Source organism: bacterium, from assembly GCA_021159335.1.
Lineage (GTDB): Bacteria > UBP14 > UBA6098 > B30-G16 > B30-G16 > JAGGRZ01.
This window is the reverse complement of record JAGGRZ010000072.1, coordinates 1-20431: the sequence shown is the minus strand read 5'-3', so window position 1 is coordinate 20431 and position 20431 is coordinate 1. Positions and strand designations below refer to the sequence as shown.

Annotated in this window: 16 protein-coding genes; 6 read left to right on the top strand and 10 right to left on the bottom strand. The window is 44.0% G+C overall.

Annotated elements, in window-relative coordinates; translation table 11 throughout:
• Window positions 1-18: 18 nt before the first annotated feature.
• Genes J7J62_04275 through J7J62_04260 form a run of 4 tightly spaced genes read right to left on the bottom strand, consistent with a single transcriptional unit; the run spans window position 19 to window position 2883 of the window.
• Window positions 19-768 (bottom strand): pyruvate ferredoxin oxidoreductase, encoded by a 750-nt coding sequence (locus tag J7J62_04275; protein ID MCD6124371.1) that lies wholly within the window; start codon window positions 766-768, stop codon window positions 19-21.
• Between the two features lie 11 nt (window positions 769-779).
• Window positions 780-1964 carry a pyruvate ferredoxin oxidoreductase gene (gene porA, locus J7J62_04270; protein MCD6124370.1) on the bottom strand — a complete coding sequence of 395 codons (1185 nt, stop codon included), beginning with the start codon at window positions 1962-1964 and terminating at the stop codon, window positions 780-782.
• A gap of 34 nt (window positions 1965-1998) precedes the next feature.
• Window positions 1999-2286, bottom strand: a complete 288-nt coding sequence (locus J7J62_04265; GenBank protein MCD6124369.1) for a 4Fe-4S binding protein — start codon at window positions 2284-2286, stop codon at window positions 1999-2001.
• Between the two features lie 15 nt (window positions 2287-2301).
• On the bottom strand, window positions 2302-2883 hold the full coding sequence (locus tag J7J62_04260) for a 2-oxoacid:acceptor oxidoreductase family protein (GenBank protein ID MCD6124368.1): 582 nt from the start codon (window positions 2881-2883) through the stop codon (window positions 2302-2304).
• 141 nt (window positions 2884-3024) lie between these two features.
• On the opposite strand from J7J62_04260, the gene J7J62_04255 reads away from it, so the two are divergent.
• Window positions 3025-5241, top strand: a complete 2217-nt coding sequence (locus J7J62_04255; protein MCD6124367.1) for a T9SS type A sorting domain-containing protein — start codon at window positions 3025-3027, stop codon at window positions 5239-5241.
• On the opposite strand, the gene J7J62_04250 is transcribed toward J7J62_04255, so the two are convergent.
• The 6 genes from J7J62_04250 to J7J62_04225 form a co-directional block, all read right to left on the bottom strand.
• Entirely contained in the window at window positions 5242-6600 is a 1359-nt protein-coding gene (locus J7J62_04250) for a hypothetical protein (protein MCD6124366.1), read from the bottom strand.
• A gap of 44 nt (window positions 6601-6644) precedes the next feature.
• Window positions 6645-7751, bottom strand: a complete 1107-nt coding sequence (locus tag J7J62_04245) for a DegT/DnrJ/EryC1/StrS family aminotransferase (GenBank protein MCD6124365.1) — start codon at window positions 7749-7751, stop codon at window positions 6645-6647.
• Between the two features lie 3 nt (window positions 7752-7754).
• A complete protein-coding gene (locus J7J62_04240; GenBank protein MCD6124364.1) occupies window positions 7755-8393 on the bottom strand; it encodes a transferase in 639 nt (212 codons plus the stop codon).
• On the bottom strand, window positions 8390-9448 hold the full coding sequence (locus tag J7J62_04235; GenBank protein MCD6124363.1) for a Gfo/Idh/MocA family oxidoreductase: 1059 nt from the start codon (window positions 9446-9448) through the stop codon (window positions 8390-8392). Before J7J62_04235 ends, J7J62_04240 begins: the two co-directional genes overlap by 4 nt.
• Window positions 9449-9554: 106 nt before the next feature.
• Window positions 9555-11180 (bottom strand): response regulator, encoded by a 1626-nt coding sequence (locus J7J62_04230; GenBank protein ID MCD6124362.1) that lies wholly within the window; start codon window positions 11178-11180, stop codon window positions 9555-9557.
• A gap of 11 nt (window positions 11181-11191) precedes the next feature.
• Window positions 11192-14530 carry a hypothetical protein gene (locus tag J7J62_04225; protein ID MCD6124361.1) on the bottom strand — a complete coding sequence of 1113 codons (3339 nt, stop codon included), beginning with the start codon at window positions 14528-14530 and terminating at the stop codon, window positions 11192-11194.
• Between the two features lie 159 nt (window positions 14531-14689).
• On the opposite strand from J7J62_04225, the gene J7J62_04220 reads away from it, so the two are divergent.
• The 5 genes from J7J62_04220 to J7J62_04200 form a co-directional block, all read left to right on the top strand.
• Entirely contained in the window at window positions 14690-17632 is a 2943-nt protein-coding gene (locus J7J62_04220) for a T9SS type A sorting domain-containing protein (GenBank protein ID MCD6124360.1), read from the top strand.
• Window positions 17633-17636: 4 nt separating this feature from the next.
• Window positions 17637-18653: a phosphoribosylformylglycinamidine cyclo-ligase gene (locus J7J62_04215; GenBank protein ID MCD6124359.1), complete on the top strand. Its 1017-nt coding sequence runs from the start codon at window positions 17637-17639 to the stop codon at window positions 18651-18653.
• Between the two features lie 21 nt (window positions 18654-18674).
• Window positions 18675-19280 (top strand): hypothetical protein, encoded by a 606-nt coding sequence (locus J7J62_04210; protein MCD6124358.1) that lies wholly within the window; start codon window positions 18675-18677, stop codon window positions 19278-19280.
• Between the two features lie 247 nt (window positions 19281-19527).
• Window positions 19528-19752, top strand: coding sequence for a hypothetical protein (locus J7J62_04205; GenBank protein ID MCD6124357.1), 225 nt, complete (start codon window positions 19528-19530; stop codon window positions 19750-19752).
• 112 nt (window positions 19753-19864) lie between these two features.
• Window positions 19865-20431 (top strand): hypothetical protein (locus J7J62_04200; GenBank protein MCD6124356.1); only part of this gene is annotated, 567 nt, incomplete at its 3' end.

Genomic DNA, 20431 nt, shown 5'->3' with positions numbered 1-20431 from the left:
ATTAAGTTTCCACTCCCCCTACTCTACCTCGAAAAGTGGCCAGAAACACGAATCAACAGCCTTCCGCGCCATATCCATAGACATATTCTCGGGGAAACGCCACCCAACAGGACAGGGCATAATAACATTTATGAACGCTGGTCCCTCGATTTCGAGAGCTCTCTGAACCTTGCGCATGAAATCCATAAAGTTATGGGGGGAGGCCTGCGCGACATATGGTATGTCGTGCGCAACCATGATTTCTGTAAGAGGTTTTCTGTGCTGCCTTTTGCCGGGGATTTTCTTTCCAGCGGGTGTTGTTGATGTAGCAGCGCCATACGGAGTAGCACCCGAACGCTGAATCCCGGTATTCATGTATGCTTCGTTGTCGTAGCAAATATACAACATATTATGCCCTCGTTCCATAGCTCCTGAAAGCGCCTGAAGTCCTATATCGTATGTTCCGCCGTCACCACCAATTGCGATAAAGTTAATTTTCTTGTCTATCTTGCCTTTTTTCTTAAGAGCTCTGTAAGCGGTCTCGACCCCCGAAATTGTTGCGGCTACATTTTCAAAAGCATTGTGAATGTATGGTATTCTCCAGGCGGTATATGGGTATATAGTTGTTACCACCTCCATGCACCCAGTAGCGAGCCCTACCACGGTGTTGGGACCTGCAGTGTTAGCAATCATGCGCAAAATGGACGCGCCTGCACATCCCGCACATGCCCTGTGCCCCGGCGCCAGAAGGTCCCCCTGGCTCGCCATCTTCTTGAGATTTATTGCCATAATGTCCTCCTTTACTCTCTAACACCCCAGACATTAAATAAAGTTTCAGGAGTTTTTGTTCTGAACTCCAGCAATTGTGAAAGTATTTCCTCTATTTCAGTGGCTTTGATATCTCTTCCGCCAAGCCCATAGAGGTAGTCAACCACCAAAGGTGGATTGGGCAATCCGTAAAGAGCGGACCTTATCTCTGTGAACACTGGTCCACCCTGCGCGCCGAAGGATGCGGAACGGTCCATAACGCCCACAACCTTGAAGTTTTTCAGGAATTCCGCAAGTTCCTCGTGAGGGAATGGTCTGAACACGCGAAGTTTTACAAGCCCGACTTTATGCCCTTTATCGCGCATTCTGTCAATGGCTACTTTTGCAGTTCCAGCAGTGCTCCCAAGCGCTACTATGACAACTTCTGCGTCGTCGCATCGATAGGGATGGAAGAAATCATAATACCGTCCAGTAAGCTCCCCATAAGCTTTGCCCACTTCTTTTATCACGGGTGGAGCATTGAACATAGCTTCTATTTGCTGCCTTTTATGCTCCATGTAGTAGTCCTGAAGGTCAAGGGGACCAACAGTTATCGGATTTTCAACATCCAGAACAGAGAACTTTGCTTTTCTTTCAGGTCCTATAAAGCCGAGCGCTTCATCTTCGTCCAAAATCTCCACAAGCTCGGTAGTGTGCGAAATAATGAATCCATCAAAGGAAACCATAACGGGCAGAAGCACCCTTTCATCCTCGGCTATTTTGAACGCCTGAATTATGTTATCATATACTTCTTGGGAATTCTCAGCATAAATCTGAATCCACCCTGCATCACGAGCTCCCATAGTGTCGGAGTGGTCGGAGTGAATGTTAATCGGAGCAGATAGGGCTCTATTCACGACTGCCATAACTATAGGCAACCTCGTAGAAGCAGCTATGTAAAGGATTTCCCACATCAGCGCCAAGCCATTCGCAGCAGTAGCAGTAAACGCTCTTGCTCCAGCAGCGGACATGCCTACCACAGCGCTCATAGCAGAATGCTCTGACTCCACCAGAACGAGTTCAGTGTCAACATCGCCGTCGGCTACGAAATCTGCGAACTTGTGCATAAGTTCTGTTTGCGGTGTTATGGGGAACGCAGCAGCGCAATCGGGGTTGGCATGCCTGAATGCCCAGGCGCCAGCCTCATTCCCCGTTAATGCCATCTTTATTCTTCCCATATTTTCACCTCGCTTATATTTCGAAATTAATTTGTCAGGCTTCTTCAAGCTTCATTTCTATTGCATTCTTAGGGCACTCATACGCACATACACCGCAACCCTTGCAATGGTCATAGTCGAACCCGACAACTTTACCATCCTTAACTATTACGGAAGAATCGGGGCAGAATACCCAGCATATCATGCAGTGGATGCACTTATTAAGGTCAAGAACCGGTCTATAAACCCTCCAACCGCCTGTAAGGTATTTTTCAGAGTTGCCCGGCTCTACTATTAATCCCGCCATAGGGATTTCTTTCCATCCTTTTTTCTCCTCAGCCATTATGACCTCCCCTATTTACTCTTCCCCTTTAAGTTCCTCGTAGGCACGCTTTATAGCGTTTATGTTGCCCTGAACAATCTTTTCGGGGAACTTTTTGGAGAATTTTTCTTTTATGTCACGGTATATCTCATCAATATCAATTATTCCCGTTGCTTTTATAAGCGCCCCCAGCATTGGCGTATTGGGTATTGCACGACCAAGCTCTTCTATCGAGATTTTCGTCGCATCCACAGTGTAAATTTTATACTTTCCTTTCGGTAATTTCAGCTTCTCTCTCACAGTGGAAGGCGGAAACGATGTGTTGACAAGGATAATGCCATCATCGGGCATCCCTTCGGTCACATCTACTATTTCAAGAAGAGTAGGGTCAAGGACCACGACTACTTTCGGCGATTCAACGGGGTCATGTCTTGTTATTGGTTCGTCAGATATTCTGGTAAATCCCCGCATAGGCGCGCCACGACGCTCAGGACCGTATTCAGGAAAACCCTGTCCATACTTACCTGCGCTTATCGCCGCTGAGGCAAGAAATGTCGCAGCTGTTTTGGCACCTTGGCCTCCTCGACCATGCCATCTTATCTCTATGAATTCTCCCATAATATCTCCTCCCAAAATTTGTGAAAAATATCTCACAAAATTAATTGTTGCAAACTCAAAGTCAATGGAAAATTTACCTAAAAAATTTTTGCTTAACATTTGAAGTTGACATCCCACAAAATGGCAAATATTGTATCCGATATGAGGATTAAAATAATCCCAATTATTGCGTTAATTCTCACAACCTCTCTTGCCTTGGCTGAAAACAGCAGTTTTCCCGTAAAAATACAGGGTCTAAAACGGCAGCAAATATCCGAAATACGAAATATCGTCGATTACATCAAGTATTATGACCCAAAAACGGGTTATGCTAAGGTTTATGTGGACGATGATGGGTTCGCTATGCTAAAGTTGCTTGGCTTCTCGCCTGTTAGGCTCGTTGATACGACGAGACAAAAACTAAGCTACATTCTCTCTCACGCCAAAGAACTTCTTTACTACGATTACGACGAGATAACTGAGCGAGTGCACGCATTGGCTGATTCCTTTCCTCACATAGTAGCGCTTGACTCCATAGGTCCCACAGTTCAATGGCGATGGATATGGGTTTTGCGCATAACTGACAATCCCGACTCTGCCGAAATAGAACCGGAATTTATCTATATAAGCACTATGCACGGGGACGAGATAATTGGCACACACTTTCTTTTGTGGCTTTGCGACTCGTTAACGAAACTTTACCGAATTAACGGCAGGATAACGCGACTCGTGGATTCAGTTGACATCTGGGTAATCCCGGTTATGAACCCTGACGGTTATGTAACTGGTCGACGAAGGAATGCAAACAGGGTTGACCTAAACCGCAACTTCCCAGTTCCCGATGGAAGCATAGGTTTTGACGGCACCTATCTTATTGAACCTGAAACTCGTGCCATGATGGAATTTCTCTCGTCTCGAAGGGCAAGCATGACCATAGATTTCCACACGGGAGCACTCGTGGTTAATTACCCATGGGATTTTGATACAGCCAGAGCACCGGACGATAGCCTTCTTAAAGTTCGCGCACTCGATTACTCGAAATTGAACCCAACAATGTTCTATCATTCTCATCCGCCCAGACCGGGAGGAATAACAAATGGTTTTGACTGGTACGAGGCGGACGGGACCATGGAAGACTGGGACTATCACACAGGAAACAATCCTCATCTTATAGTGGAATTATCTGTTTCGGATGCGCCGCCCGAGACAACGCTACTAAGAATATGGGACGACAACTACAACGCCATGCTTCGCCAAATAGAACTTGCGCTTACAGGACTTCACGGTGTCGTTTTGGACTCACAAACGAACGAGCCGCTCGATGCGCAAATCTGGATTGACCAAATCGGACGCTGGATAAGAGCAGACTCCGAAGTAGGCGATTTTCACAGGGAGTTGCTCGCGGGTTCGTATTCAATAACGGTTGTTGCTAATGGATATTACCCCAAACATATCACAGGGATAATAATCCCGACTGATACCTCATCAGTTTATCTTTCCGTAAAGCTTACAAAGGCGGATACAATTTACTTTTCCGATTTCGAGTTAGACGATGGAGGCTTGAACGTCGACACATTCGTCCACAATCAAGATTGGGCGTGGGGAAGAGTAACATATTTTCCTTATGGACCCGATACAACTTTTTGGGGATTGAAACTATGGGCTACGAATCCCTGGGGAAATTATCGAGACACATCGCAGTCGAGACTTAAACTTGGAATAAATTTGCATGGAGTAAGTAAAGCCGCTCTCGTCTACGATGAATGGTACCGGTTCTATCCCATAAACTGGCACTCGTTACCAATTCTCGCCCACGATGGAGGAAATATAAAAATTATATACAAAAATGATACTATACTCGTTTCTCCACCCTGGGGATATAATTTTATCACCAGCCATTACAACTGGTTTATCCCGGCAGAATCCGTTTTTTCAGATGACGAGACAGGTTCACCATGGCACAAAACAGTCGTTTTTCTGGACAGCTTCTGCGGTGATAGCATAACAATACTGTTCGATTTTGGCTCAAGCAACCGGGGAAACAACCTTGGATGGTATATAGACAACATTGCTATTTTATCACCATGCTCATTATATAATATATATGAATCTTATCTAAGCCCAAAGCAAACGGAATTTAAGGCATATCCCAATCCGTTTAACTCACATATTTCGTTCATCATAAACCAGATTCACTGTGAACCCTGTAGATTAAACATTCACGATGTTTCGGGCAAACTTGTATATAGTTGTTTAGTAAAATCAACAAACGAAAAAATAATCTGGCATCCAGGCAATAATATATCAACAGGACTTTATACGGCGATTCTTACGAACTCCGCTTCAAAATACATTGCCAAAATATTATATATAAAGTAACTAATACTCCACTTTGTAAATTGATGTATACTTTGGTTCAAAAACTCCTACACCAGTAGGTGGCATTGAAAATTCTATCATAGGGATAAGATTTAATCTTTTATATTGCCTGAGTGCAGCCCAAGAAGATGACCTTTGTGTATGAACGAAAAATTTGGGTTTCGTTGAGATAACCGCATCCTCAACATTTTTAAAATTCTTGGGTATATACGGCGTCGCTAATCCACCCCAGTCGATTATATATCTATCGCAATAATAACCTATGATTCCTATATCGAGCAAGACAAAAACTTTATCATCCTGCGCCGAATGCTCAGAAAGCCACTTAGCAGCAAGAATATGTGCGTTTCTATATCCTTTTTGAAACATGTCTATTTTGGGGACTATAAAAAAGCCAGTAATAAGTGCATAGCATATGATCAAAATCACAAGTGCTGACAATAGTTGTTTTGCTCCCTTAATAGGTAGGAAAATAAACATTGCTGCCAGAGGATATGAAAAATTCATATATCTTGCAGGACTTTGGAGCCCATTTGTTCGCCAAACATAATATAAAATTAGCGTAATTACAACTAAGCTTATCCTCCAATATTTTCTAATTGATAATAAAAAATCTTTATAATTGACAAATAATATATAAACAAATACAGGCAGAAAGACCAAAAATGTTGCCCCAATTTGCATTAGTGGTTTTATGCCGATATGTAAAATCGGTGCAGAAGCTTTTATAAGGGTATTCGGAGTTATTTGACCGAAAGTTATATATGCAAAGATTAACCAAGGGATAACTGGTAATAGGAAATAGCATACATTTAAAATAACATTTTTCAAATTCTTGCTGATTATTGAAAATAACCAAACAAGGACGAGCTCAGGTCTCACAAGAAACATCAGCCCACCAATCAACGAAAGGATTGGTCTTTTTTTGTACTTGTATGCCAAATATACAAAAAGCATTGCCAAGAATGTCGCCAATGTAGTCTCCATAACAGTGCCAGACCAGCGTATTATCCACGGAAGTGTCGCCAGCGAGCATGCGTAAGCAAATGACTTTATATCTTCTTCGGTAAAGAGGCTTATTAAGTAATATCCGATTATGGGTATAAAAAATAATGCCAGCAAAGAAATCAATACGCCAAAATTAACTGCTCCAAAACCCAATACATTACCGAAAACGAGGATTAATGTCCATAGCGGACTCGTCGTGCCGTAGGAGGGCTCACCGGGGTTAAATGACCAGCCATGACCGGCTGATATATTTTTTGCATACCTTAGGTATATGTATGCATCGTCATGTCCAATGTAATCGCCAAGAAGTATAACTCTTGCAACAATTGACAGCGCAGCTATAATAATCAAATGCCATAATTTTACCTTTATATGTTTTCGGGCATTAATCAAAATCACCTATGTAGAGCTTCTTTCAATTTAGATACAATATACTCCTGCATGTCGTATCTTAACTCAGGATACATGGGAAGGCTCAAAACGCTTTCGGAAACTCGCTCCGATACGGGAAAGTCGCCCTTCTTATGCCCAAGATATTTATATGCAGGCTGAAGGTGCACTGGTATAGGATAATGAATGCCAACACCCACGCCAGACTCACGCATATACTCGTAAACTTTATCTCTTTCTGGAACTAAAATAGCGTATATATGATATACATGACGAAAATTATCAGCAACATACGGAACAACTACCTCGTTTATGCCTGATAAGAGTTCGTTATACCGCTTGGCATTCTCTATACGTTTCCTTGTCCATTCCTCAAGATGCTTGAGTTTGACGGATAGAACAGCAGCTTGAATGGCATCCATACGGCTATTCACACCCTCGAACTCGTGTATATATTTTGATTCTCTGCCGTGGTTCCGTAACATCTTTACTTTTTTATATAAATCCTCATTATTGGTTACTACTGCGCCAGCATCGCCGTATGCGCCAAGGTTTTTCCCGGGATAAAAGCTGAAGCAGCCTACATCACCAAAATTACCGACATGAATATTTTTTATCATTGCTGCGTGAGCCTGCGCACAATCCTCGATTATATATAAATTATGTTTCCTCGCAATATCAACTATAGCGTCCATATTCGCCGGCTGACCATATAAATGAACAACAAGAATCGCCCTGGTCCGCGGTGTTATAGCCGATTCAATAGCATCAGAGTTAATATTGTATGTCCTATCATCAATATCAACCAGTACTGGTTTAGCACCCACCAGAGTTATAGCCTCCGTGGTGGCGATAAATGTGAATGTCGTGGTTATAACCTCATCTCCGTTTTTTATTCCGAGTGCGCGAAGTGCAAGGTAAAGCGCATCCGTTCCGCTGCCAACACCGACAACATATTTCGCACCTACAAAAACGGCAAACTCCCGCTCAAAGTTCTCGACCTCCTCGCCAAGAATAAATTTCGCTGAAGAAATAACTCTATTAACTGCCTCATCAATCTCATTCTTTATCGATGCATACTGCGCTTTAAGGTCAACGAGGGGAATTTTCATTGGTCATACTCCCGGGTAAGGTTTGTCTATAAGCCCATATGGGCACTCAAGCTCTCTAACATCCTTAATAACTTTTGCCGGGTTACCAGCGACGACCTTGTATGGCGGTACATCTTTGACCACCACGGCGCCGGCACCAATAAGCGAAAACTCGCCTATGTCGATGTCCGGAAGAAGTGTGGCATTAGCACCAACTTTTGCACCGCGATGAATTCTCGGTCCCCGTAAACACTCCTTGGCTTTGGGGCACAGCGGATGAAGCGCATTCGTGATAACAACATTAGGACCTATCCAGCACTCATCTTCAAGAACGGTGAATTCGGGAATAAATGCCTGCGAATGAATCCTTACACGATTGCCTATCTTTACATGGTGCTCTATAACTGTCGCAGTTCCCACGCTCACATCATCGCCTATTTCGTTAAGCTCTCTAATCATAACATTGTGTCCTGTCTGGAAATTCTTTCCTATCCTGTTGCCAGCGTAGATAATCGTATGAGAACGGATAATAGCGTTTGAGCCTATTATCGTCTCAAGTTCGCCGGGCTCAGCACCACGAGGAGGGAAACCTATTATCACAAAATCGGAGATAAAAACATTATCGCCAAGAGTAACATTAGGATAAATAACATGAGTGTTCATAATATTCTCCCGAGTTTGCTGTTTTGCGGCTTAAATTTTAATTTAATCTCTCTTCCCGTTTCCGCCGATTCGTAGATAGCATTTAAAAGCTCAACAAGCCTTCTACCCTCTAAACCATCAACCAACCCACCCTCGTTTCTGAGTATGTTTTTAACAACATCCTTCAGATACTGCGTGTGATTCCATGCGAATTCATCGGGATTTCTTCCGTACTTCTCGAAAATAACCCTGTCCTCAGGCAATTCAGGCTCAAAATTCCACACCTTAAGCTCATTCATAAAAAATCCGCCTATTTCTACTGAACCGTGCTCCCCAAGTATAGATATTGAGCCCTCAAGGTCCTTAGGGCGGGTCGCCGTAGTAGCCTCGATTATCCCCAGAGCACCATTAGTAAATTTTAGTATGACAACGCCTGTATCCTCGGTCTCTATGTCAACGAGTTGCGTTGCCGTTTTAGCCATAACACTTTCAACCTCTCCCATCATCCACATGAGCATATCGATATGATGGCTGGCCTGATTTGTGAGCACTCCTCCATCCATAGCCCATGTGCCTCGCCACGGCTTCTCATCATAGTATTCCTGAGTGCGCTTCCATCGCACCCTTACCGTTCCCAGAACAAGTTTCCCGAATCGTCCGCTTTCTATCGCCTCTCGAAGTTTCGTTATGGGAAGGTTAAACCTGTTCTGCTGCACAACAAAAAGTCTTATACCATACTTTCTACATGCCTCAAGCATCGCATCAGCATCTTCAAGACGCAATGCCATGGGCTTTTCTATGACGAAATGTTTACCGTAAGGTGCCAGTTCCAGCATAACCTCAGCGTGCGTCCCCGAGGGAGTCAGAATGGAAAAAACATCGAAATCCACCTTGTCAACCATCTCGTGCGGGTTATCGAAGTAAGGCACTCCTGCGTTCTCCCCCACCCTTTTCGCAGCATCGATATCAACATCGCAAACCGCAGCAAGTTCTGCATTGTCTATGCGCTGGATAGACACGATGTGCTTTTTTGACACCTTACCACAACCAACAAGAGCAAACCTAACTTTGTCCATAACTCCACTCCAGAAAATATTTTGAAACAAAAAATTAAGCGCTTACTCAACCATGTCAAATGTTTTAACGGATGACATAAAATCTGACACGATATTAAACGGCGGTTTACTTGCTGAAAATTCTCTCTATAAGAGCTATGAGCTTCGACATGTCAAAGGGTTTCTCCTTGAAAAACACGCCTTCGAGTCCCTCACGAGCTGCTTTAACCACGGTGTGGTCGGGGTCATATCCGAAAGCGGTCATAAGAAGCACATTAACATTCGGATTTTTCGCCTTGGCTGCGTGAAAAACATCGTAACCTGTAGCTTTTGGCATTTTGATGTCGGATATAACGAGGTCATAATCGTTTTCCTTTATCAACCTTATTGCCTGCTCCCCATCTTCTGCCGTGTCAACCTCAAGACCGAAATGCCGAAGAAACTCGGCGAAACCATCCCTTATAACTGGCTCATCGTCCGCAACAAGGACCTTAAGCTTACCAAATTTCCTCGCTTCTATGGCTTCTGGCTCAATGGACTCTGGCAAAGGGACAGAAAGCATTTCAAGTTCACCAATGTATTGCTCCTCCTTGATCTCCTGTGGATTCTGAAGAGTTTTCGTTATTTGCGCTATCTGAAATGCCCTTGAAAGCGACCTTCTGAGTCCATCCTCAAAGTAACGGCGAAGTTTGTCGTCCGAAATTTTTTGCGCCTCACATGCAAGGTCAGAAAGCAGTGCCACCTGAGCCATAAGCTGATTATTAATGTAATGCGAAAGAGTAACCACAGTTTTCTGTATTGCGGCTTTCTTCTGAGCTTCAATAAGTTGCTCCTGAAGCCTTTTCATCGGTCTTAGGTCCCTGCTAACGCCAACAGTTCCGACCTCGTTCCCGTCGGTATCGTAAAGTATAGCAGCAGACAGCGAAAGAGGAACCACCTCTCCACCCTTCGTTACTACTTCTACCTCCTCGTTTGACAGAACCCCGCCCTGCTCTCTCATCTTGCGCATAACTCGCCTCGCCTCAGCCGGTGATTTGTACAACCTGAGCACCGACCGACCTCTTATCTCATTGGGCTTGTAACCAAGAATCCTTTCCGCAGCGGGATTCCAAACCCTTACCCTGCCTCTCCAATCCGTCGTTACTATGATATCCGCTGAACTGGTGATAAGCTTTTTGAAATAAGCCTCCTGCTTGCCGAGATGAGCTATTATCCTGTTAAGCTCAATGCCATACCCAACAATCTGAACGAAAGCGCCGAAAACGCTTCTAATGAAATACTCGCCCAAAGTGTTCGCTCGACTACCATCCGCAATAACAACGCCGATAACTCTTTTCGTGCGAGAAACCAGCGGCGAAATAATTATTGTATCCGGAAAATCGGCATTATCCCCGATAAAAGAAATAAGCTTCTCGTGAATTAACGAACCCCTCCTTACGATTTTAACCCCGCCTTCACCGCCAAAAACAAGCTCAGCAAGCTCCCCCGCCGCTTTAGAAAGTTCTTTCAGAAGATGCGAAAAATCAAACTCAAAACCCCTTACCTCGCTTATTATTCGCCTCCTTTTCCTGTCGAAAACGGCAACGACCACTTTATCAGTTACCCCCAATTCAACGAGGGCGTCAGCGGTAAGCTTTATTTGTTTCCTTATGTCTATTTGGCGGGAAATATTTCTTACGCGCTCAAGCAATTCAGCAAAAATCATCCCCTCGCCTCTTTCGCTCAATAACGAGCTATCGTCCTTTGCACTCATCGCTTTACGAATTACTCCTGTTTTGGCGCCATAAGCCCACTTAACGCTTTAAAGTATTTTCTTACCGCATCCTGATATTCTCTCGGGTAAGGTTTGGAAAGAATCCTAAGCAATGCCTGCTGTGCTGAATTTCTTTTTGCCCCAAGGTCTTCCGGTAATGGACCCGGCGACTTTCTCACCACATCCTTCCCGGGACGGCTCTCGCGTTTGCGGGTGAATTCTCGCTTGTGAATCGAGCGTTGCGCATCAAGCATCCTCGATAGTATCCTATCCTGTCGCTCAAGAGTGCGCTGATTAACTTTAAGTCTTCTTAAGTCTTCCTCAACTTTCTTCATATCTTCTATGGTTTTCTCCATCCTTCCGAGAATGTTCGAATGCTGCTCGAACTCCTGTCTCAGCTTTTCAAGACTTTTTCGCAATGCCTCCTGTTCAGCAGCAAGCCTTGCCGCCATCGCCTGTGCCTCAGGTGATAGGTTCCCCGGCTTGCTACACTGGGCAGCAAGCGGTATAGTCTGCTGATTTATTTGCCCCTGCTTATTACACATCCTTTGAAGTTGCTGCAAAAGCTGTTGCATACCCGATGCTGATTGCGCTTGATTAAGTGATTTCTTCGTCCTCAGAAGCATTTCTGCAGCAATATTAACCTTGCTATACGCAATCTCGGGAGAACGGTCGTAAGGCAGATATCGCGATTCCGAAAGCTTCTCAGTAGCAGTAGCAAGCGCATTATCGGCATCGACGAGAACAGAATACAAAATCGGCGGAATAAGAAATGTTTTGCCCCCCATTTCGCCGACCTTTTCAATAACGAATTTAAGGTTTTGGCGCATCTCGCCTATTTTTCGGGCTAATTCCTGCGACTGCGCTGGTGTTGACCTGTCTCTTAGTTTGTTTATAACCTCCTCCAGATTCTCGGAAACATAAAGGAGTCGCTGCACAGTTCGCTTTATGTCAAGGTTAAGCGCCTGTTTTAACATTTGGTTCATGGATAATTGAATCTGCGAAAGTCTCTGTGACAATTTTGACAGTCTTGACGATATGTTAGCACACATTTTCATCGCGCCTGTTCTATTACTCTGAGAAATCTTGTCATAAGCATCTTGTGCCATTTTCGGCAGTTGCATCTGAGAAAGTTCACTCGAAAGTTTTTCCATCTCATCCGCTGGCATATCGGGCATTTGCTTCATCTCTTCGGCAAGCTTTTTGGCCTCGTCCTCAAGCCTCTGTAATTGCTCCTTAGCTTTCTGCTGCATTCGGGCAAGTTTATCTTTATCCTCTCCCGCCTTAAGACCCGCCTTTATTTCGTCCTCAAGTTTTTTAATGCTTTCGGCGAGCTTCCTGAGTTCGTCAAGTTTCATCTCGGCCCGAATACGCCGCAAAAGCTCAAGCGAACGGTCCAATTTCTGAAGTAGCTGCTCCTGCGTGATGTTAAGCTGTTTCATAGCTTGCTCAAGAAGTTTTGGGTCAAGTTTCTCGAGCGCTTCCTGAAGTTTTCTCATCGCGTCCTTAAGCTCCTGCGGAAGAATTTCCTCAAGCAGCTTTTGCATCTCCCACATTTTCTCAACTATCTGCTGTGCAACCAACCTGTCCCTCTCGATTCTTTCTATCGTTTCTCTCAACTGTTTTGCTGTCTGCTCAAGTTGTCTTGCGAGCTTTTGTTGTTGCGCAAGAAGTTTTCTTGCTTGTTCTCGCTGCTCGTATGTTAGTTTATCCTTTGCTATCGAAAGCTTACGAGCCATTTCCTCCGCCTGTTTCATGAGCTCTTTCTGTTTTCTGCTGACATCCTCGACTGACTGCGTCTGCTCGTCGTATTCTGACATAGCTTTTGCCATGATTTCGTCTATCGATGGAAACCTTACCGCGAATTTCCTGCTTCTCGCCATCTTGGGACCACGCAGAAAATCGTTATCGTAGCCCTCAACCCAGTATTCCACGACATCATCAGGAACGAGCCCAAGCCCGCTTAAACGCCACACATAAGAAACCCTTACCTCTTTCTTACCGAATTGCTTGAAAGGAATCCTGACGCTTCTTAATGTCGTGTCCCTGTTTCGTATTCTAAACTTTATCAAAAATTTCGAGAAACCAAAGTCATCGCCACCGTAAACCTCAAGCGGGAGCACCATTTCCTCGTTTATGTCCACATCCTTAGCAGGATAAAGAATCTGAACCACGGGCTTCTCGTCCTCACGAACGCTTATCCGATACTTTATCGGTTGAGGGTCCTCCTGACCATCTTCATCCCACACCAGAATTTTATAATGACCCGGCTGCTTAATCGTCATCGTGCCGAATGCCATCCTTCCGTCAACCCTCATCGGAATTCTTATCGAATCGTTAATCTCAAGTACTGCACTGGAAAGGTTTTTGCTCGCTTTTGCTTCAATGGTTACCTTTGTGCCGTATATAGCATCGATGTTCCCATCGTTCCGCTCCACGCGTTCGGTAGCGAGACCCGTATAGGCTGGATAGTCGTAAACCAATGACACATCGACGACCCTCGGAAGGTCGTAAACCTTTATTTTAAAAACAGGACTCGTGTAATCACCACCGCGAACATAAAATTCAACATCCTCGGAAAGCTGTCTGAAAGTATAAACAAAAACTTTGTTGCTTCCTCTTTCGCGCTTTGCCTCGAATGGACTCCAGCTTTGCTTGCCAAGTTTTCTGTACACAAAAACTTTGTCGGGAATCTTACCTTCAGCGCGAATTTTTATCGTGAAATCCTCGAACCTTACTGCCTTGCCCTTCGGAAATGTGACGACAAGCGTGGTTTCAGTGTGCTTCGGGAAGGACGCATTAGGCATGGTCACCTTAAGAAGCCCCAAGGAAAAGCTCTGAGGAATAGCTATGGCAAGCCCAAAAAACAAAATCACGAAAAAGGCGAGCAAAAGAGCTCTGCTTCTTAGCACACCAAGTGGCAGAACGGGTTTTTCGGAAAGTTTAGAAAATTTGCTCAGTGCACGCTTGACTACTGCTTCAATAATTTTCTGGGAATAGCCGTAGTTGTCCGACTGCTGATGCATTAGGTCCCAGGCAGCTATAAGATGTTCTCTAAGCGCAGGATACTGACGCTCGAATTCTATCGCTATGGACCTTAATGACGGTGGGGAAAAAATAGGTTTCAACACAGACCACCCAGCTGCAGAAATAGTAACGCCAAGCCAGATGAAAAACATGGTCTGTCTTGCTGCAGGACTGAACCAGAAAAAGGAATTAAGAAGGGCAAAAACCATAAGTAAAAAGGCACTCACTGCAAGCGCAGAAAAAAGATTGGAAAGCACTGTTATGAAAATTATCTTCCGTTGCGCCGCCCTCAGCTTGCTTTCTATTTTTTCGTAATTACTCATACTTTAAATATATTGCTGAAAAAGCTTATTTGCAAACTATAAGGGAGTTTGCTTTTGGGCTTAATTAATGTTAACAAATTAAAAATTTTAAGTTAAAAATTCCTTTTTAAGGTGCCCCATGGATTATAAATTTGTTAGGTGTAATTCAGAAGGGATAAGATGAGAAAGATAGCATTGACAGTCCTTTTATCAGCAGCGATATGCAACGCTTTCCTTCCAAGCGAACCCACTGGAAACGCACCAATAAGGGCTCCTCGCACAAAAGCAAAACTAACGGATGATTATTATATCTGTGTTGATGTCAACACTGGACTTGCAAGGTGGGCATTTCCGCGCAAGACTTTGCGGTTTGAGCCAAATAGCATGATAGAGGATGCACTGCGATTCGTGGATGAAAATGAGAACCTTTTCGGAATAAAAAGCGGTGAGCTTAGATTATTATCGCAAACGAAAAGATTAGGAAAATACTGGCTAAACTTTCAGCAAACATACCTTGGAATACCAGTAATAGATGGAATAATCTATTTCCGCATACTTGAGGATGGGCATGTTTGGGGATTCGGAAGCAAGGCGGTAAAGAACTTCTTCCCTAAGGATGCCACACCATCGATAGATGCTTACGAAGCTTGTGAAATAGCTTCCAAAAAAATAAAGTATGCGGTCTCCCCCGATTACACTTATCAACCTAAACTGGTCTGGTTTCCAATAAATAATACAGCACACCTAAGCTGGCAGGTTCAGGTTACGGGCGAAGAACCCAATAAATTCATCGCCTTCATTGACGCTATAAACGGTAACCTGCTTGCATACTGGAACCTCACGAACTACTTCGACCTTAGCGGCACAGTAAGAATATGGTATCTGCCCGACTTTGCGGATGATTCGTTCTCTAATGATTACTTCAAGCATGGACGCGTTGTATTTAATTATCTCCAAATGACGACGACAAATGACTCTGGTTACTACTACATCAACGCATGGCTTGGGCACCATCCGTTCCTTTTCATGAGCTGGTTGCGAGGTCTCTGGGTAGATGTAATAAAGATGGACGGAGGTGGTGCAGAGCTCGACACACTTATCGCACCTCCCACAAACTTCAGCTGGACATGGACAACCGAAATGGCCGAACCAGATGAATTGAATCTATACTATCATACCGATTATATCCATAAATACTTTAAGCGTCTTGACCCAGACTTTTGCGGGCTTGACTATCCAGTCCCTGCACGCGCAAGACACCCTCGAATGCCCACGAACGCTTGCTGGGATGGTTATGGAATGAATTTCGGCGCCGGCAATAGGGACTATCATAATTTCGCGCTTTTCTCAGCGGTGATATATCACGAATACACACACGGCGTTACCATGCATATCTACGAGCACCATTACTTCCCTTATGCTGGCCAATCGGGCGCAATGAACGAGGCATTCTCTGATTATTTCGCATTAACAAACAGAGGTTATCCCTACATGGGCTGGAAAGTAAGAAGAGGTGGTGGCTGGTTTAGAAACCTCGAAAACAACCTCGTCTTTCCGCGAGATACTATCGGCGAACCACACTACGACAGCCGAATTATAAGCGCTGCATTCTGGGAGATAAGAAAAGGAGTTCTGCCCGTGGGCAGAGTAGGCTGGGCGGATACGATTATTCACTTCACTCGATACTCTGGCGCCAACACATTTGACGACTTCGCGATAGAAACATTCTTCACTGCGGACGACGACGGCAACCCATCAAATGGATGTCCTAACTTTGCACTAATAGCTAACAGCTATGCCCGTCATGGGATAGGACAGGGTTACTATCCGTATTTCTACGCATACATTGATAGCATTAGCTCGACTGGTGATTCCACGTTCTACGAACCAGCCGAAACCGTGACCATCCACTACTCAATAGTTTACGACCACTTCCATTCGAGAGTAAGCGGTTTCCCATATCCACCCGCAGAATCTGTTCTCATCAAATTCACAACCAGGGACACCGACATAACTTTCATCGACTCGGCAGCCTTTTTCCCCTCAATAGAATACCACGATACAGTTCATGCGCAATTTCGATTCGTCATCGATACCGACATAGTGTCGCATTACGCCAAATTTAAACTAAATATCCCATCAGGCTATCTTTGCCCTTGGCGTAACGGCGAAATAACCATCCCGCTCGGGAAGCCCCAGATGTTATTAGTAGGCGCATGTCCTCCTGCGGAAGCGCAGAATTTATACGAATACTACTATGCCCCGGCATATAGACAATTCCTTGGAGTCGTGGGCTTTTGCGTGGCTACCGACTCAACCCCAACATATGAACAGATGAAAAGATTTCCAGTCGTACTGTGGTACACAGGGGAAGCGGAGTCCTCGCTTTCCGCAAGAAACATAGCGGAGCTATCCACATACATGGATTCAGGCGGTGGCGTCATATTAACAGGACAGGACGGATTCGACAATCCAGACTATTCATCATGGCTTTCGGAGTATTTCGGCGCCCGCGTGGATAGCACGAATATACGCGCCATAAGGGTTTTTGGCATTGCGGGAGACCCGCTCGGGGACTCGTTCGATGTCGTTTTAATCGGCGGTAGCGGCGCAAACAACCAAAGGTCACCATCAACACTTACGCCCACTACCGGAACACCATTTCAGCGCTATGATTCGCCGGGAAACCCGATAGCAGCAGTAAGGTTTACAAACTCAACGCACAAATCAGTTATACTTGGTTATGGTCTTGAGGCCACAGCAGGCGGGATAATGAGCATAACGCTTGCGGACGCGCTAAGAAAACTTTTGCACTGGTTCGGGATTCCAACATACGATGAGGTCTCAGAACCAAGAGTTTATGCAAAACCCGAAAAACCACTTATAAATGCATACCCCAATCCATTCAACGAAGCCGTAACTATATCAATAAAAAGCAAAGAAGAATTCGAGCTGATGATATACGACTTAAATGGGAAAATTGTTCACCAAAAAAGAGGTATGCATAACAGGGGGAATACCAATTTTGTGTGGAAACCATCAGGCTTACCGAGCGGTGTTTACTTTATCGTTGTAAAAACTGGTAACACCATTTCAACGGCGAAAATCCTTCTTGTAAGGTGAAAAATTGGCTGAAGAAAGACTCACATATAAATCAGCCGGAGTTGATATAAACGCACTTGATGACGCGAAAAGAATTATAGCAAAACTTGCCCAAAAAACCTTCACCCCGAATGTTCTATCCGAGATAGGACTTTTTGCGGGTGCTTTTTCAGTGGGCGACACCGTGCTTCTCGCCAGCACAGATGGAGTTGGTACCAAGCTTATTGTTGCAAAAATGGCCGGAGTCCTGAATACAGTCGGCGAAGACCTCGTTAACCACTGCGTTAACGACATAGCCGTTCACGGTGCAACACCGCTTTTCATGCTCGACTACATAGGTTACTCTTTACTTTCAGCAAAAGAGCTTACCGAAATAGTGGCTGGCATATCCCGTGGATGCGAGAGGGCTGGCGTATCGCTCATCGGTGGTGAAACCGCCCAAATGCCCGGAATGTATCCGGAAGGAATTTTTGACCTCGTTGGCTTCATCGTGGGACAGGTAGAAAAAGACAAACTCATAACCGGGCAAAAAATAAAACCCGGCGATGTAGTAATAGGGCTTCCTGCAAATGGTCTTCACACAAACGGCTACTCGCTTGCCAGAAAAGTTCTTTTCGAAAGGGCGGGGCTTAAGGTTGATAGCTACATCGAGGAGCTTGGCGAAACGGTAGGAGAAGCGCTTTTAAGGGTGCATCCGCTTTATCTTGGGGCAATAAAGATCGCTACGCAAAGTCTCGATGTCCACGGCATGGTTCACATTACGGGTGGCGGTGTTCCTGGCAATCTTAGAAGAATTTTGCCAAAAGGCTGCAGCGCTGAAATAATAGCTGAAAGTGCCAAAGTCCCGAAAATAATCGAGCTAATAGGAAAACTTGGGAAAATAGAGCGTACCGAAATGTACAGAACATTCAATATGGGCTTTGGACTGCTTATAATCGTGGACCAAAGCGAACGAGAAAAAGCGCTCGAACTATTAAAAGAATACAAGCCATTCGTGGCGGGCAAGATCGTTGAGGGCAATAAAGAAGTAAAAATTATCTGATGAAAAAAGTCGCTATCGCTCTTGAATGAACCGCACATCGGCACCAACCCCATAATAAAAGCCGATGCAGACTCGGTTATCTCAGCTATAAATAAAGCTGTCCTCAGAACCATAACAAATGTTGCAGGAATGACGCGTGGCGGACTCACGATATACCTACCTTCTTCCCACGACCAGTTCGATTCGGTAAACTATGTCCAGCTCGCGTTCAAAAATACCAACTGGTATGCGTTCATCTCAAAATTCATTGCTAATGCTGGCGGTGGTGGGGGTAGCGAAGAAGTAAGAATATCAGGCACGATAACATGGCCCGGACATGGTCTCATCAATCAAACTTACGCGTTCCTCGATACCTCGCACACATCAGCCATAGTAGCCATATTGGTTACGCCTGCCAATGCCGACGGTACCTATGAAATATCCTTCAGACTAACTGGTACGCTCGAGGCTATAGTTGAAGCTTGGGACGATGTCGATGGCGACGGCGACCTTAGTGTGGGCGATGGAATAGGCTGGTACGACCACAACCACGACGGCGATTGGAACGATATGCTTGCGCTGACTGGCGGAACCACGCTCACAAATGCCAACATTCAATTAGCGGAGATCACAGGTGCTACTATATAGGAGCTTATAAGTTCGAGGAAAAGCTTTATATAAATACGCTGAGCTATCTTAGGGACTCTTCCAAACTTCTTTAGCCTGTCCCCTGGACTTATCCCCACAAGGGAGGGGGAAAGAGAAAATTTCTGTGATTCTGAATTAATTAAAATGAAATTCATCTATAACCAACCCAAAAATAATTGTCTAAAAGTGGGTTTGCTTTTTTGTTTTCTTTGCTGTATTATTTATTAAAAAATCAATTCTTTGTAAAATGGCAAGGGGATGCGAACACTTTGCTGTGGAAGTTGAATTTGGAAAAGATGGTAAGATCATAGTCCATGTTTCTTCCCTGAGCGGAATTGACTTAAGATATATTCAAAAAATCTTAAGGCATGCTAATAGCAAAAGTACAGAGATTTACACTCATATGAGTAAAGCAAGCATAGCAAGAGTAACAAATCCACATGATACTATTTTTAAAGAGGAAAAGTTATAAGTGCATTTAGAGAGAAGTATATGCGTGATATTGCGTATATCTATTAAAATTATAAAAATATCTGTAGTATGGATATAAACAAAACAAAAATAAACTAATGTGGGGAACAATCATGAACTATATATATCTAAATACAATCGAGAAGTTTGTAAATACAAATCCTAATCATATATTAGAAACTTTTAAAATTAACTTTGGAAAAGTTTACGGCGAGAGTCCTGATATAGAGCAGGTAAAAGCTTGGGAATCTTCAATAAATTATCTACAAGAAGCTTTGGATGATCAAAGTATTTATGGTTTGACCGTTTCCTTCGAGTACAAATTGCCGTTTAGCAGTGAGCGAATAGATTTATTGATTTTTGGAAAAAATAAAAGCAATAAACCAACAATACTTCTCTTTGAGCTAAAGGGATGGAAAAAAGCTACAAAAACAACCTCTCCTTATATTGTAAATTATAATTTTGGTAAATCAGTACATCCTGAATATCAAGTTAAAAATTATGCAGGTAAAATAAGATTTTCCCATTCCGAATCTGACAATTTTGATATTATAACCTCTGTTTTAATGTATAATTCCACACCTGATAATATAAAGTTAGATTTTGAAGGTTCTGTAATTTTCAAAAAGGACATTAATTCTCATAGTGCCTTCACAATTCTTCAATACTTGTCGATCCCT